General features: G+C 45.0%; 14 protein-coding genes. 5 read left to right on the top strand and 9 right to left on the bottom strand.

The features are described from left to right. Positions 1 to 104: 104 nt before the first annotated feature. A complete protein-coding gene (locus VIC_RS25615) occupies positions 105 to 1,382 on the top strand; it encodes a malic enzyme-like NAD(P)-binding protein (RefSeq protein WP_006963342.1) in 1,278 nt (425 codons plus the stop codon). An 87-nt stretch (positions 1,383 to 1,469) separates the two neighbouring features. Here the strand turns inward: VIC_RS25615 and metJ are convergent, their stop codons facing one another. Continuing rightward, positions 1,470 to 1,790 (bottom strand): met regulon transcriptional regulator MetJ, encoded by a 321-nt coding sequence (gene metJ, locus VIC_RS25620; RefSeq protein ID WP_006963343.1) that lies wholly within the window; start codon positions 1,788 to 1,790, stop codon positions 1,470 to 1,472. Positions 1,791 to 2,011: 221 nt separating this feature from the next. Here metJ and VIC_RS25625 point away from each other — a divergent pair, with 221 nt between their 5' ends. The 3 genes from VIC_RS25625 to metF all read left to right on the top strand — a co-directional run bounded on the left by VIC_RS25625 (position 2,012) and on the right by metF (position 6,693). Further along, entirely contained in the window at positions 2,012 to 3,181 is a 1,170-nt protein-coding gene (locus tag VIC_RS25625) for an O-succinylhomoserine (thiol)-lyase (RefSeq protein WP_006963344.1), read from the top strand. Then, entirely contained in the window at positions 3,178 to 5,589 is a 2,412-nt protein-coding gene (locus VIC_RS25630) for a bifunctional aspartate kinase/homoserine dehydrogenase II (protein WP_006963345.1), read from the top strand. The genes VIC_RS25625 and VIC_RS25630 overlap by 4 nt, the downstream gene beginning before the upstream one ends. Before the next feature lie 213 nt (positions 5,590 to 5,802). Further along, positions 5,803 to 6,693 (top strand): methylenetetrahydrofolate reductase, encoded by an 891-nt coding sequence (metF, locus tag VIC_RS25635; protein ID WP_006963346.1) that lies wholly within the window; start codon positions 5,803 to 5,805, stop codon positions 6,691 to 6,693. Between the two features lie 72 nt (positions 6,694 to 6,765). Here metF and zapB read toward each other — a convergent pair whose 3' ends face one another. After that, on the bottom strand, positions 6,766 to 7,008 hold the full coding sequence (gene zapB, locus VIC_RS25640; protein WP_006963347.1) for a cell division protein ZapB: 243 nt from the start codon (positions 7,006 to 7,008) through the stop codon (positions 6,766 to 6,768). 303 nt (positions 7,009 to 7,311) lie between these two features. Here zapB and glpX point away from each other — a divergent pair, with 303 nt between their 5' ends. Continuing rightward, entirely contained in the window at positions 7,312 to 8,319 is a 1,008-nt protein-coding gene (glpX, locus tag VIC_RS25645; protein WP_006963348.1) for a class II fructose-bisphosphatase, read from the top strand. Positions 8,320 to 8,435: 116 nt separating this feature from the next. Here the strand turns inward: glpX and groL are convergent, their stop codons facing one another. The 7 genes from groL to VIC_RS25680 all read right to left on the bottom strand — a co-directional run bounded on the left by groL (position 8,436) and on the right by VIC_RS25680 (position 15,800). Continuing rightward, positions 8,436 to 10,082, bottom strand: coding sequence for a chaperonin GroEL (gene groL, locus VIC_RS25650; RefSeq protein WP_006963349.1), 1,647 nt, complete (start codon positions 10,080 to 10,082; stop codon positions 8,436 to 8,438). A gap of 75 nt (positions 10,083 to 10,157) precedes the next feature. Then, a complete protein-coding gene (locus tag VIC_RS25655) occupies positions 10,158 to 10,448 on the bottom strand; it encodes a co-chaperone GroES (protein WP_006963350.1) in 291 nt (96 codons plus the stop codon). A gap of 197 nt (positions 10,449 to 10,645) precedes the next feature. Continuing rightward, positions 10,646 to 11,797 carry an LPS O-antigen chain length determinant protein WzzB gene (locus tag VIC_RS25660; RefSeq protein ID WP_006963351.1) on the bottom strand — a complete coding sequence of 384 codons (1,152 nt, stop codon included), beginning with the start codon at positions 11,795 to 11,797 and terminating at the stop codon, positions 10,646 to 10,648. Positions 11,798 to 11,926: 129 nt separating this feature from the next. Beyond that, entirely contained in the window at positions 11,927 to 12,259 is a 333-nt protein-coding gene (locus tag VIC_RS25665) for a DUF3135 domain-containing protein (protein ID WP_006963352.1), read from the bottom strand. A 160-nt stretch (positions 12,260 to 12,419) separates the two neighbouring features. After that, positions 12,420 to 12,848 (bottom strand): GNAT family N-acetyltransferase, encoded by a 429-nt coding sequence (locus VIC_RS25670; protein WP_006963353.1) that lies wholly within the window; start codon positions 12,846 to 12,848, stop codon positions 12,420 to 12,422. 114 nt (positions 12,849 to 12,962) lie between these two features. Continuing rightward, positions 12,963 to 14,393, bottom strand: a complete 1,431-nt coding sequence (locus tag VIC_RS25675) for a phosphomannomutase (protein WP_006963354.1) — start codon at positions 14,391 to 14,393, stop codon at positions 12,963 to 12,965. Positions 14,394 to 14,402: 9 nt separating this feature from the next. Then, complete coding sequence (locus VIC_RS25680) at positions 14,403 to 15,800, bottom strand: mannose-1-phosphate guanylyltransferase/mannose-6-phosphate isomerase (protein ID WP_274869747.1); 1,398 nt, start codon at positions 15,798 to 15,800, stop codon at positions 14,403 to 14,405. Between the last annotated feature and the right edge of the window lie 104 nt (positions 15,801 to 15,904).

Raw genomic sequence — 15,904 nt, forward strand, 5'->3', positions numbered from 1 at the left:
ACATTTTATTGCTTTAGCTCGCATTCTGACCTAGGCAGCTTGACTTAGTTACTCTAGAATGGATTACCCCCTATCCTAATTATTATTAACGAGTACCTACACCTATGTCCGATGACAATCGCCAAGAACTATCCCCTGAAGAACAATTCCGTCAGCAAGCGCTGGATTACCATGCTTACCCAACAGCAGGTAAAATTTCGGTTGAGCTGACAACACCAGCCGAAACGGCAGGTGATCTGGCGTTAGCGTACAGCCCAGGCGTGGCTGAGCCTGTACGTGAAATTGCACAGAATGCAGATAATGTCTACAAATACACCTCTAAAGGTAACATGGTAGCGGTTATCTCTAACGGAACAGCAATTCTTGGTCTTGGTAACTTAGGTCCACTGGCATCAAAGCCAGTCATGGAAGGTAAAGCTCTTTTGTTCAAACGCTTTGCAGGTTTGGACTCTATCGACATTGAAGTCAAACACCGCACAATCGAAGAATTTGTCGACACGGTCGCTAACATTGCCGATACGTTTGGCGGTATCAACCTTGAAGACATCAAAGCGCCAGATTGTTTTGAAATTGAAAAGCAGTTGATTGAGCGCTGTGATGTGCCGGTTTTTCACGATGACCAACACGGCACAGCAATCGTAACCGCAGCAGGCATGCTTAACGCGATTGAACTGCAAGGCAAAAAGCTAGAAGACGCTACGATTGTATGTCTTGGCGCAGGCGCTGCCGCAGTAGCTTGTATGGAGCTACTGATCAAGTGTGGTGCAATGCGTGAAAAGATCTACATGCTTGACCGCAAAGGCGTTATCCACACTCGCCGTGATGATCTCAACGAATACAAGCAACTATTTGCGAATAACACTGACAAGCGTACGCTGGAAGACGTTATCGAAGGTGCAGACCTGTTCTTGGGCGTATCTGGTCCGAACTTGCTTGCGCCTGAAGCACTCAAACTGATGGCTGACAAACCTGTTGTCTTCGCGTGTTCAAACCCAGATCCGGAAATCAAACCAGAGTTGGCACATGAAGTTCGTGATGATTTAATCATGGGTACAGGTCGCAGCGACTACCCGAACCAAGTAAACAACGTACTGTGTTTCCCATTCATCTTCCGTGGTGCTCTTGACGTTCGTGCTAGCGAAATCAACGATGAAATGAAACTCGCTGCGGTAGATGCCATTCGTGAACTGGCGAAAGAAGAAGTTCCAGCGGAAGTATTGAAAGCCGCTGGCGTGGATAAGCTGGAATTTGGTCCTGGTTACATCATTCCTAAACCGATGGACTCTCGCCTATTGCCACGTGTTGCAAAAGCAGTTGCTCTAGCAGCAGTAGAGTCAGGTGTGGCTCGCATTGAAATGCCAGAGAATTACATGGAAGCGTAAGCGTTCCTCTCGGCAACTAAAAAACCGCTGAACATTCAGCGGTTTTTTAGTTTTCAGCAAAATAAAAACCAGGCGCGCTGCCAGTTGTTACTCTTCATCATACGCTTCGAATTCAATGCCCATCTCAGTCATGAGTTTTTTCACTTCCGCAGGAATATCATCTGGGCGGTCTTTACGCAAATCTTCATCGGTAGGTAATGGCTGGCCTGTATAAGCGTGCAGAAACGCTTCACAAAGCAGCTCACTGTTCGTCGCATGGCGCAGGTTATTAATCTGACGACGCGTTCGCTCATCAGTTAAAACCTTCAATACTTTCAATGGAATAGAAACCGTGATCTTCTTTACTTGCTCGCTTTTCTTTCCATGTTCAGCATACGGACTAATGTATTCGCCGTTCCAATCTGCCATTGCGCACCTTTATGATTCATTATGTATAAAATTAGAAAGCGTAATTTTAGCGGGATTTATGGCCACAAGCAAAGACATATAGACGTCTAGAAGTGTTGACGTCTTAAAAAATGAGAAGTAAAGTGAAGAGATATACGATTGGAATAACATATATCTAACATCCGGCAAACAGGTATAGTGTAATCTCCAGCCAAGTCACTACAGTTCGAAAGGAAACACTTATGAGCGCCCGTAAACCAGCCACAATCGCGGTACGTACTGGTATCGAGTCAGACACTCAGCATCACGCCGTTGTGCCACCTATTTACCTCTCGACTAACTACGGATTTCCCGCCTTCGGCGAAGTGCCAAAATATGACTACACTCGCTCGGGTAACCCAAACCGTGGCTTATTAGAAAAAGCTCTGTATGAGCTGGAGTCCGGTAAAGGTGCGGTAGTGACCAACTGTGGAACCTCAGCGTTAAACTTATGGGTCTCTGCATTTCTTGGCCCAGATGACCTGATCATCGCGCCACACGATTGCTACGGCGGTACGTACCGTTTATTTAACACCCGCGCTCAGAAAGGTGACTTCAAGGTTCAGTTTGTCGATCAATCAGATCAAAAAGCCCTGAACGACGCTATAGCAAAGAAACCTAAACTGATTCTGTTGGAAACACCGTCTAATCCTTTGGTTCGAGTAGTCGACATTGCTGCAGTATGTGAAAAAGCCCGCCAGGTTGGTGCTCTGGTCGGCGTCGATAATACCTTTTTGACACCTGTGTTCCAAAAGCCTCTTGAACTCGGCGCTGACTTCGTCATTCACTCGACAACCAAGTACATTAACGGTCATTCTGATGTCATAGGTGGCGTGGTAATCACCAAAACTGAGCAGCATGCTGAAGATCTTGCTTGGTGGGGTAACTGTATCGGCGCTACCGGCACACCATTCGACAGCTACATGACATTACGCGGTATTCGCACCTTGGGTGCGCGCATGAAAGTGCATGAAGAAAGCTCAGCACACATTCTCAACTACCTGCAATCTCAGTCTCTGGTTGGCAACATCTATCACCCAAGCTTGCCTGAACACCCGGGCCATGAGATTGCGAAAAAGCAGCAGTCTGGATTCGGCTCTATGCTCAGCTTTGAGTTTGCAGGCAGCTTTGAACAGCTCAAACACTTTGTTGGTGAGCTAGAACTGTTTTCACTCGCCGAATCACTTGGCGGCGTGGAGAGCCTGATTTGCCACCCAGCGTCAATGACACATAGAGCAATGGGTGAAGCCGCATTAGCAGAAGCCGGAGTCTCACAACAGCTTCTCCGCCTTTCTGTCGGCCTCGAAGACGCTGATGACCTGATAGCCGATCTAGATCAAGCATTCAGTAAAACTCAGGAGGCGTTGTCATGAGCCAGCAGCGTCAATTGCATAAATTTGGCGGCAGTAGCCTCGCGGATCCAGAGTGTTACCGCCGCGTAGTCAGTATTCTCAAAGAATATTCTAATCAAGAAGATTTAATTGTTGTCTCAGCGGCAGGCAAGACCACCAATCGTTTGATTGAGTTTTTAGACTCACTGAACAAAGATGGCCGCCTCGCCCACGAAGCTTTGCAGTCATTACGTCAGTTTCAGGTACAGCTGGTCGAAGACCTGTTACAAGGTGAAAGCCAACAGCAGCTTCTTGCCACACTCAACGACGAATTCAGCACACTGGGTGAGCTAACGGCTCCCTTAACGACGGCCGAGCGCGCAGCCGTTTTAGGTCACGGAGAGGTTTGGTCTTCTCGATTGCTGGCGGCATTACTGAATCAAAATGATCTACAGGCTGTCGCTCAGGATGCAAGAGCTTTCCTACGTGCCGAAGCAGGCACACAACCTGAAGTTGACCGGGGCACCTCCTATCCACTGATCAAAGAAGTGCTCGCTCAACACGCCCATCACCGTGTTGTGATCACAGGATTTATGGCACAGGATGAGCAAGGCCATACCGTTCTGCTTGGTCGTAATGGTTCAGATTACTCCGCCACCGTCATTGGTGCGCTAGCCGAAGTAAAACGCGTGACCATCTGGAGTGACGTTGCGGGTGTCTACAGCGCAGACCCGCGTTTAGTCTCTGATGCGTGTCTTTTGCCATTGCTTCGCCTAGACGAAGCCAGCGAATTAGCCCGACTTGCGGCACCAGTCCTGCACAGCCGCACCCTTCAGCCGGTCGCACAAAGTGCGATGGATTTACACCTGCGTTGCAGCTATGAGCCAGAAGATGGCTCCACACGCATTGAACGCGTGCTGGCCTCAGGTCGCGGCGCTAAAATCATTTCTTCATTGAAAGAAGTGCTGCTAATCCAACTCAACTTTGCCTCTGGCCACGATTTCAGTCGCCTTGAACAAGAAACACTTGCAGGGCTGAAACGCGCTCAACTTGAGCCACTGACCTATGAAACACAGGAAGACCAACAAACGCTGCGCTTAGCGTATACCGCTGAGATTGCAGGCGGCGCACTCGAATACCTCCAAGACGCCGCGATAGAAGCTGAAATTAAGCTCAAAGAGGGCTATTCGTTGATTGCAGCAGTCGGTGCAGGTGTAACTAAAAATGCCAACCACTGCTACGGTTTCTACCAGAAGCTTAAGTCTTCTCCTGTGGAGTTTATTTCAGAATCTCAGTCAGGATTAAGCTTGGTCGCAGTGTTGCGCAGTACAGATACTTCTGTTCTGGTCAAATCGATCCACAGCCAACTGTTCCAGGCTCAAAAGCGCGTTGGTATCGCTTTGTGTGGCAAAGGTAATATTGGCTCAAGCTGGCTTGAACTTTTTGCTGAGCAAAAAGCCGAGCTGGAAAAACGTCGCGGCATGAACTTCGAACTGGTTGCTGTCGTTGGCAGTCAAAACTACTGGTTCAATCCTAAAGGTATTGATGCCAGCACCGTCAGCGCTCACTACGAAGAAGAAGCGATTGAGTATCAAGGCGATGAGTGGGTAAGAAAGCTTGGCGCGATTCAGGGCTACGATGATGTCGTTGTGCTCGATGTGACGGCTAGCCAGCAACTGGCCGAGCGCTACCTGAACATCGCAGAACAAGGCATGCACCTTATCTCTGCCAACAAAGTCGCTGGCTCCGCATCCAGTGATTATTATCATCAGGTGCAAGATGCCTTTGCCAAGATAAACCGCCACTGGCTTTACAATGCAACTGTCGGAGCTGGTTTACCGATTAACCACACGGTGAAGGACTTACGTGAAAGTGGCGATGACATTCATGCCTTATCAGGCATTTTCTCTGGCACGCTTTCTTGGCTGTTTCAGCAGTATGACGGTAATGTACCTTTTGCAGAACTAGTGGATCTCGCTTGGCAGCAAGGTTTGACTGAACCGGACCCGCGCTGCGATCTGGATGGCTCTGATGTAATGCGTAAGCTAGTTATTTTAGCGCGTGAAGCCGGGCTCGATCTGGAACCAGAAGCGGTTAAAGTGGAAAGTCTGGTTCCTGCTGAGCTTGCCGATCTGTCGCTGGACGATTTCCTCGATAAAAGCCAACTATTAAGTGAGCTGTTAGCCAAGCGTTTAGAGAAAGCTCAGCGCGAAGACAAGATACTGCGCTACGTTGCAAGACTGGAGAAGAACGGTTCAGCAACGGTCGGTGTTGAAGCGCTAAGTAAAGAACATGCTCTGGCTAATTTGCTGCCATGTGACAACATCTTCGCCATCGAAAGCAAATGGTACAAGGATAACCCACTGGTTATTCGCGGCCCCGGCGCAGGCCGAGAGGTAACCGCAGGTGCGATTCAGTCAGACCTCAATCTGCTTTCCAGCTTCTTATAATTGACTAAAGCGCAGCTCTTAGCTGCGCTTTTTCTTTCTCAGTCATACCATTACCTTTCAAGTTGAAAACGTCTAATATTTAACTTGAAAAAAATTCATAATCGTACTGTTGACTTTAAATCGTATTCAATACATCCTGTGGACATATAGACGTCTAAACGTCGATTTGAGGATTTGAGTTTTGTGGTCCAGTTGCCACATGGAGAGAGTAAGATGGGATATACGCACGCCGGCCATATAGATGCCTTAAACCAGAATATTGCGGAACTTTCTGACAACATCAATGTGTCATTTGAGTTTTTTCCACCCAGCAGTGAAAAGATGGAAGAAACCCTATGGAACTCAGTCCATCGCCTCAAAACGCTAAAGCCTAAATTCGTTTCCGTCACTTACGGTGCGAACTCAGGTGAACGTGACCGCACACATTCCATCATTAAAGAAATTAAAGCTGAAACAGGGCTAATTGCCGCTCCTCATCTAACATGTATTGACGCGTCACGTGAAGAGCTAGCACGCATTGCTGATGATTACTGGGCAAACGGTATTCAGAGCATCGTCGCGCTGCGTGGTGACATCCCACCGGGCGGCGGTAAACCAGAAATGTACGCCTCCGATCTGGTGAAACTTCTAAAAGAGCGTCATGATTTTGATATCTCCGTTGCCGCTTTCCCTGAGGTGCACCCAGAAGCCAAAAGTGCACAGGCGGATCTACTCAATCTCAAACGTAAAGTCGATGCAGGCGCAAACCGCGCTATTACTCAGTTCTTCTTTGACGTTGAAAGCTATCTTCGTTTCCGTGATCGCTGTGTTGCAGCAGGCATCGACGTTGAAATCGTACCGGGTATTTTACCGGTTTCGAACTTTAAGCAAGCGTCACGCTTTGCCGCTCAAAACAACGTTAAAGTACCAAGCTGGATGGCGAAACAGTTTGAAGGTCTGGATGATGACCCGACGACACGTCAGCTGGTTGGCGCAAGCCAAGCCATCGATATGATTCGAGTGCTGAGCCGTGAAGGTGTGAAAGACTTCCACTTCTACACACTAAACCGCGCAGAAATGACCTACGCGCTGTGCCATACGTTAGGCGTGCGCCCTCAAGTGTAACCTGAGCCCTCATTATCCTCTAAAAACCCAAAAAGGGTGGCCATGGCCACCCTTTTTGTCATTAGACGATGCTTACTCAACTTCGTCCATCTTACCTAGCAGGTTACGAATACGCTCCTGCCAAGCTGAATGCTCTTGTTGCATCTGCTGCGCTTTTTGTTCGATCTCTTCACGGCTAGAACGAAGCTCATTTGCTTCTACTGCCAGCTTCTCTTTTTCTTCTTTCAGCTCTTCCACTTCCATTTGTAGAAGTGCAATGGTGTCAACTGCAGTTTGGATTTTCGCTTCTAGTTTTTCTAGTACTTCAAAAGACATCTTAGCCTACCTTGTATTGTCCGGTTATTGTGAAGAGCTTTCTCCACCTAATGTCCTCATTCTACTCAGGCAGAGAGTGATAAACACGCCCTATATTCTATATTTCGCACCATTCGGTCAAAAAAACAGCATACATTGACAATGCACTGACGGAGAAGCGCTGAGGCCAAATTTTTTGTCGATTTTCACCTCATTTTGATCGAGTTCAATTCCGCTGGGCGAAAATGGCAAACGTTTACTTGCAACTATGCTAAAATCCTGCGCGTTTAATTCATTCCCCTATTCTCTAGATTTGGAGTCATCATGAAACGCGATTTGGCAATGGCATTTTCCCGAGTAACAGAAGGCGCCGCATTGGCTGGTTATAAATGGCTAGGGCGTGGTGACAAAAATGCGGCCGACGGCGCTGCCGTTGAAGTGATGCGAATCTTGCTCAACAAGACCGATATCAGTGGTGAAATTGTGATTGGTGAAGGCGAGATTGATGATGCACCTATGCTGTACATAGGTGAAAACGTCGGAATTGGCGGTGATGAAGTCGATATTGCAGTCGATCCCATTGAAGGCACGCGCATGACAGCTATGGGGCAATCAAATGCGTTAGCAGTACTCGCCGCAGGTGAGAAAGGCAGCTTCCTAAAAGCACCTGACATGTACATGGAAAAGCTGGTAGTAGGTCCAGGTGCGAAAGGCTGCATCGACCTCAACAAACCACTGAAAGACAATCTAGAGAACATCGCCCAAGCGTTGAATAAAACGCTAGATACGTTAGTCGTCATTACGCTCGCTAAACCACGCCATGACAAAGTGATTGCAGAAATGCAGGCAATGGGAGTGCGTGTGTTTGCTGTACCAGATGGTGATGTGGCCGCTTCGATTCTGACATGTATGCCTGACAGCGAAGTTGATGCAATGTACTGTATTGGCGGTGCACCTGAAGGAGTGGTGTCTGCTGCAGTCATCCGCGCTCTGGATGGTGACATGCACGGCCGTTTACTGCCTCGTCATGAAATCAAAGGCGATACGGAAGAAAACCGTATTTACGGGACAGCAGAGCTAACACGCTGCAAAGAAATGGGCGTAGAAGCAAATGTCGTACTCACGATGGAAGACATGGCCAAGAGTGATAATGTGGTCTTCTCAGCAACGGGGATTACTAAAGGTGACCTGCTCGAAGGCATCACTCGCCAAGGTAACATTGCCACAACAGAAACGCTGCTTATCCGTGGTCGATGTCGCACCATTCGCCGTATTAAGTCCACTCACTATCTTGAGCGCAAAGACGCTGAAGTAAGAGAGATTATTCTCTAGAGACAGAGGGCTTGTATGATGACAAATAAGTTTCTGGCTATATAAACACAGATCATCAGATACGAAAACGGAGCCTAAAGGCTCCGTTTTTATTTGGCTGAAGTAGCTCAGGGGGATTACATCATACCGCCCATGCCACCCATACCGCCCATGCCACCCATATCAGGCATTGCAGGAGCATCTTTCTGAGGTAGGTCTGTAACCATTGCTTCTGTAGTGATCATTAGGCCAGCAACTGATGCCGCGAACTGAAGTGCAGAACGAGTTACTTTTGTTGGGTCTAGGATACCCATCTCAAGCATGTCGCCGTACTCACCAGTTGCCGCATTGTAACCGTAAGAACCTTCACCACCTTTCACGTTGTTCGCAACCACAGACTCTTCGTCGCCTGCGTTTGTAGTGATTTGACGGATAGGCGCTTCCATTGCACGTAGAGCAACGCGGATACCAACGTTTTGCTCTTCGTTATCACCTTGAAGTTCAGTGATCTTAGAAGCTGCGCGGATTAGTGCAACACCACCTCCAGCAACAACACCTTCCTCAACCGCTGCGCGAGTTGCGTGTAGTGCATCTTCTACGCGGTCTTTCTTCTCTTTCATTTCAACTTCAGTCGCTGCGCCAACTTTGATTACTGCAACACCGCCTGCCAGTTTAGCAACACGCTCTTGTAGCTTCTCTTTGTCGTAGTCTGAAGTCGCTTCTTCGATTTGCTGACGGATTTGAGCAACACGACCAGAGATCATTACTTCTTCACCAATGCCATCAATGATGGTAGTGTTTTCTTTAGTGATAGCAACACGCTTCGCTTGACCTAGGTCTTCTAGAACGACTTTCTCTAGCTCTAGGCCGACTTCTTCAGAAATCACTGTACCACCAGTCAGAATAGCGATGTCTTGTAGCATAGCTTTACGGCGATCACCGAAGCCAGGCGCTTTAACAGCCGCTACTTTCACAATGCCACGCATGTTATTCACAACTAGAGTTGCTAGTGCTTCGCCTTCTACATCCTCAGCGATGATCAGAAGTGGGCGAGATGCTTTTGCTACCGCTTCTAGAGTCGGAAGAAGTTCGCGAATGTTAGAAACTTTCTTGTCGATTAGAAGAATAAATGGGTTTTCAAGGTCAACAGAACCTGCTTCTTGGTTGTTGATGAAGTAAGGTGATAGGTAACCGCGGTCGAACTGCATACCTTCAACAACATCTAACTCATCTTGTAGAGCTTGACCTTCTTCGACCGTGATAACACCATCACGACCTACTTTCTCCATCGCTTCAGCAATGATGTTACCTACGCTTGAATCTGAGTTTGCAGAGATAGTACCTACCTGTGCAATCGCTTTGGTATCAGCACATTCAACAGACAGTGCTTTTAGTTCTTCAACCGCTGCGATGACAGCTTTGTCGATACCGCGCTTAAGATCCATTGGGTTCATGCCAGCAGCAACCGCTTTCAGGCCTTCGTTAACGATAGCTTGAGCAAGTACTGTTGCAGTTGTTGTACCGTCACCCGCAGCGTCGTTTGCTTGAGACGCTACCTCTTTAACCATTTGTGCGCCCATGTTTTGGAACTTGTCTTCAAGTTCGATTTCACGCGCTACAGATACACCATCTTTAGTAATCGTTGGTGCACCAAAAGATTTGTCTAGAACTACGTTACGGCCTTTAGGACCTAGTGTTACTTTTACAGCGTCAGCCAGAACGTTTACACCTTCTAGCATTTTTACACGTGCATCGTTACCAAATTTAACGTCTTTAGCAGCCATCTTTAGTTTCCTTTTCTAAATTCTTTGTTTTGATTTGCAGTTGAATCTGAGCAAAAAATTACTCAATGATTGCTATTACTCAACGATCGCCATGATGTCATTTTCAGACATCACTAGCACTTCTTTACCGTCGATTTTTTCTGTCTTCGTACCGTAACCTTCAACGAAGATAACCGTATCGCCGACTTTAACGTCCAGTGGCATCACAGTGCCGTTTTCTAGGATGCGGCCTTTACCTACAGCTAGAATTACGCCGCGAGTCGATTTCTCTGCAGCAGAACCAGTCAGAACAATACCACCCGCTGATTTAGACTCAACTTCTTGGCGTTCTACGATAACTCGGTCGTGTAATGGACGAATGTTCATCGGTCGTCTCTCCTGATTAGTTTCCATATTTGATATGATGAATGGCTATAACAGCCTAATGGTGTCTATATGAGGGAAAGACAGGCGAAACCCAAGGGGGAAATGAAAATTTTTGTGTGATCTAGCTCTTAGATGCGATTTAGAATCAAAAAGCCGGATTCATTGCTAAATGAGCCCGGCTAAAAGTTGGTATTTATTTAATCTTGCTCTCGACGGAAAGCAAAACGTATCAGCACGATAGCCACACCTAATGTTCCACCGAGTAATGTCCCCAAGATAACAATCAGAGTGCGTTTTGGTTTATCACGGCTTATTGGTTTATCAACACTTTCTAAGAAGCGAAAAGTTTGAAACCGAATCGAGCGATCTATTTTAAGATACTCTAGCATATCCAATTTTGCATTAATTTGTTGGAGGCGAGGCTCTACTACACTTAAGTTTTTTACCAATTCTAATGCTTTGACTTTAGCTTCAAGAGCTTTAGTGCCTAAGTCAATGCCAAAGATTTCATTACTACTATTAGTGCGGATAGGCTGCGTAACACCCGCAGCTTTCGCAATGTCCATTGCGAACTTAGCTCTTTCTATTTCAACAACTAACTTGTTAACTGCTTGGCTTTCCAAAATTCGCTTCTGCTGAATAAGCTCATTGCGCTTGCCATCTACCACTGCCTGTAAGTTGTTTAAGGCATTTTGATGAGCCTTACGTTTAATAATCCCAATATATTCATTTAGCAAAGAGTAGCTACTTTCTTTGGTTGTTGATTGAAGCGAGATATCATATGGACTCTGCTTACCTATGCCATCTTGTTTAACTGTGATCTTTTGGAACCATGCAGCATATAGTTGTCTAGTTACCTCAGCCTCAGCCTCAGTCTCAGTCTCAGTCTCAGTCTCAGTCTCAAGTTTCGCTTTAAAGGCTCTAAACTCACTGCTTGAGTCTAAGAAATCTCTTTTGTTATTACTCGAATTAAAAGCGTCAACAAAACGTTTAAACAAAACCTCCGTATCGACTAGATTATCCAACTCTTCGCTAACTAAAACTGTGCCATCATCTTGATAGATATCGAATACGGGTTGAAACTGTTTTACTTGCTGCTGATATGCTGCGATGTCTTGAGGTTGAGCTTTAGTAACTTTCGCTTTAGATGACCACCATTCCTGCGAGTTAAGTGCAAAGACCACAGCTCCTACAGCGAAGACTAACGTGGTAATAATGATGATTAACTTACCATTCCAAAGAGCTTCGAGCAGCTCTCTAAGATCAATTTCGTCACTAACTGGGAAAGAATTTGGTAATTGAGGTGAGTATTGCTGCTCGTTAGGTGATTGTTGAATTTGCCCGCTCACACTTGATCCTTTTAAGGCGATAGCACCTTAACTATTCTAAAATTTGTATACAGCGCGGGAGTGTAACATAGCGAATATATAGTGAACAGGACTTCGGCTTAACTTGAACAATAGATTACACTTATTATCTTAACGCCATTCATCTAGCAGAATCACTTCTACGTCCCTATCAAACTTATCTCGAACATCACCTTCAAGAGCTTCGTGAAATTTGCCCATCTGGCTGACAAGCTCTCTCATTAAGACTACATTAGTATGGTTGGGGTTTTTACAATGACCGACGACCCTATCAATATGACTTTGCTGAGCCCACAACCTATCTCGCATATCTTTAGAAGCAGACTGAATCATTTCTTCACACATCTCTTTTTTGAAGCGATTAAAGGCTTCTGGATTATCTTGCGCCAGAGCCATAAGTTCATCAAAAGTGGGTAAGGTTTGATTGATTAACGTCGCGCTCATAATTGCCCCTTAATGGTGATAGTTTTATCAACACCATAAAAAGAGCTTAGATGAAGAATATTAGAAATGAAACACGTCAACCCTAGCTTCTCAATTCTGAGACTGAAAGCTGCATCATCATGGACGATTCGTTCTACTAACAGTAATGATGTAAAAAACTTTACCAAGTTGGTTTGACGTATTTCATCGCTACGAGTTGCTTCTTAAGGCTATAACGTTCAAACAGTCCTTTTAGCGAGTTAGGTAACTGACTCGCGTCAATCGTCTCGAAGTTATGTTGAGCATAAAATGTTTCAAGATGAGCGTAAGCAAAGCAGAAATCTTGCTCTGATAAAACATATTCAACACAGTAGTCCATTAGCTGATGCCCCAAGCCAGCTCTCCTGTGTTCTGGTATCACTAACATTCCGGTCAGCAAACGATATTTTTCAATATTTCTGAAGCGAACTAGAGCGACAATCTGTTGATCGATTGATCCTGCAATGGTCAGCTCATCTTTTTTCGCCTTACCTGAAGGGTAATAGGCTTTGTATATACGAGAGATAATTGGAGTGTATACTGGGTCGAGTATGTCGATTTTTAGAATCACACTGAACACCTTTTAAGCAAAGATACAGCAACCTTTTCTTATCATTTAAATAACAATTGAAAAGGTTGTTTACCATTTCGAGCTAACAATTAGGTTTTCTACACACAACACCACTTAATGCACTAACGCATATAGAACATTGCGTACTAACCAATCTGCCCTTTCTTGCGTACATGATTCAGAGTAACACCTCAGCTCGGGCGCATTTCCAGAGGGACGAATATGAACAATATCATCATTGTGGAAATAAATTCTGAGCCCATCAGTCTGATCAACTCTTTTTATACCTGAAAGCCCAAGCTGCCACAAAGCGACCAGCTCTTCTGGTCTAGTATGGCCCAAAGCTAGTAACTCTTTGCTTCGATTGTACTCAAAGTTCTGTATGCGATCACTAGCTGTATAACGGTCTGGCAGCTCCTCCACTAACTGAGAAATTTTCTTATCCAGTTCAGCAGACTTAGCTAATACCACAATTGCAGGTAAGACTGCATCACGAGTTGGCAACGCATCTAAGCGTGATCTCGACATTGAAACATCAGAGCCCAGTATAAACCCACCGTTGGCTTCGAAGCCTGCTACTCTTGAATAACGTTTTTTAAGTTCTTCAATTTCAGCTACCACATATGGAGAACCAATCTGTGTGTAGCTTGTATGTGAGAATTTTCCTGACTCGGTAACTGACGTATTACAACTAATCGGAATTGCGACAGCCTCTATCCCAATGGCCTCTGCACAGAGCAAACCTAAAATATCACCTCTAAGCCAATCTCCGTTTTCATCAGCTAACATAGGACGATCTCCATCACCATCCGTTGTAAAAATAGCATCGAGCTTATATTTGGTAGACCATACCTTTGCCTTTCGACGCTCCTCTTCTCCTACTGCTTCGGTATCCACAGGAACAAAGATGTCACTGCGCTCTAACGAAATCACCTCTGCTCCAAGCTTCGATAAAATCAAAGAATATAAATCCCTCCCTGAACTGGAATGTTCATAAACACCTATACGCATTCTTGAAAGTGGCAGCCCATCGAAAATAAGGGTATTTCTATCTATATAATCTTTAGACGCTTCACTATTAATTTCTAATTCTGGTATTAGTGATATATCTCTAACACTAGCTTCCGACTCTAGGATAGACAATTCATCTTGCTTAGTAATTTCTCCATCGGGTCGGTAAAACTTTAAACCATTTCGGTCAAAGGGAATATGACTACCGGTAACCATGATTGATGGAACTTGATGCTTCATAGACATTAAAGCCAGGGCTGGAGTTGGCACGACACCATAATACACAACCTTGATACCGGCTTGCTTGGCAGCACTCGCACAAGCCTTCACCATCAATTCACTACTTGGTCGATTATCAATCGCCAATGCGATCGTCTCAAAGTTAAAATTTCTTTTTAAAACATCTAAAAATGCTACGGTAAACGCAGCGCACACTTCAGGAGTGAACTGTTTTACTAAACCTCTCGCACCACTTGTACCAAAAGTGACCCCACTACTATAAAGAATTTCATTTGCCTTCTTTGTATTACTCATCGCTTTAACCTATTTACTACACCCGTAACAGTCTTCAAAACGAACAATATCATTCTCTTGCAAATAGCTTCCAGTTTGAACCTCTATCATCTCCAAAGGGATTTTTCCTGGATTTTCAAGAGCATGAACTGTTCCAAGAGGTATATATATAGACTGGTCCTCTGTTACCAGCTTAGTTGAATCCCCTATTGTAACTAGAGCCGTTCCTGCAACTACAATCCAATGTTCACTGCGATGATGATGCATCTGAAGTGATAGCTTTTCATCTGGTTTAACCGTGATACGCTTAACTTGATACCTATTACCAGTATCTACTGCATCATATTTACCCCAAGGGCGATAAACTTCTCGATGAAGAATATGCTCCTGACGGCCACTCCTCTCCAACGACTCAACAAGTGATTTAACTTGTTGCACTTTATCCTTGTTAGCAATTAGCACTACGTCTTTAGTTTCCACTGCGACAATATCATCTACGCCAACAGCAGCGATCATCTTATGCTCTGCACGAAATAAGTTATTAGAACTGTCTAAACAAAGCACGTCACCTTGAATCACATTCCCTTTTGCATCCTTATCTGTTAACTCCCATAACGCAGACCAAGATCCTATATCACTCCATTTAGCACTCAATGGCACAACAACTGCGTTTTTTGTATGTTCCATAACTGCGTAGTCTATCGATTCTGATTCACACTTAGAAAAAAGATCTTTGTCAATTCGAAGAAAATCTAAATCTTTGGTTGCTGTCGATATAGAGTTATCGCAAACTCGGTAAATGTTTGGACGAAACTGCTGGAGCTCTTTCAAATATTGTGAAGCTTTAAATAGAAACATTCCACTGTTCCAGTAATACCCCTCGTCCAAATAACGCTGAGCATTCTCTATATCGGGTTTTTCTACAAATTGTTTAACATCCCATCCATCTATTACTTTCTTTCCAGGTTTAATGTACCCGTAGCCAGTTTCAGGGTAAGTAGGCTTCACACCAAATGTAGCCATTTTCCCACGACTTACGATCATAGAAGCTTTATGAACACTGTCTAAAAAGTCAGCTTGTTCTTCAATAAAGTGGTCTGCTGAAAGAACCAACATTAGAGCATCGCCATGCTCTTTTTTTATTTCTAAGGCTGCCAAAGCAATTGCAGGTGCCGTATTTCTACCTTCTGGCTCTAGGATTAATTTTCCTAAAAGGCCGATTTCCCTAAGCTGCTCAGCAGCTAGAAAACGATGCTCATCGCCACATATTGTTATGCTTCTTTCATTACATATAGCTTCAGCTCTTATCGCAGTTTCCTGCAACATAGTTTTTTCACTAGTAAGCTTTAAAAACTGCTTGGGGTGCTGTGCTCTAGACAAAGGCCACAATCTAGAACCTATACCTCCAGCTAAAATAACAGGAATAATTTTCAAGTCATTTCCCTCATCTAAAATCCCATTGATATTTTCAGGTTGCGACTGTACCACTTATCCCTGACCTACCCAAATATCTCACTTTACATAATGCCCTT

Source organism: Vibrio coralliilyticus ATCC BAA-450, assembly GCF_000176135.1.
Taxonomy (GTDB): Bacteria; Pseudomonadota; Gammaproteobacteria; order Enterobacterales; family Vibrionaceae; genus Vibrio; species Vibrio coralliilyticus.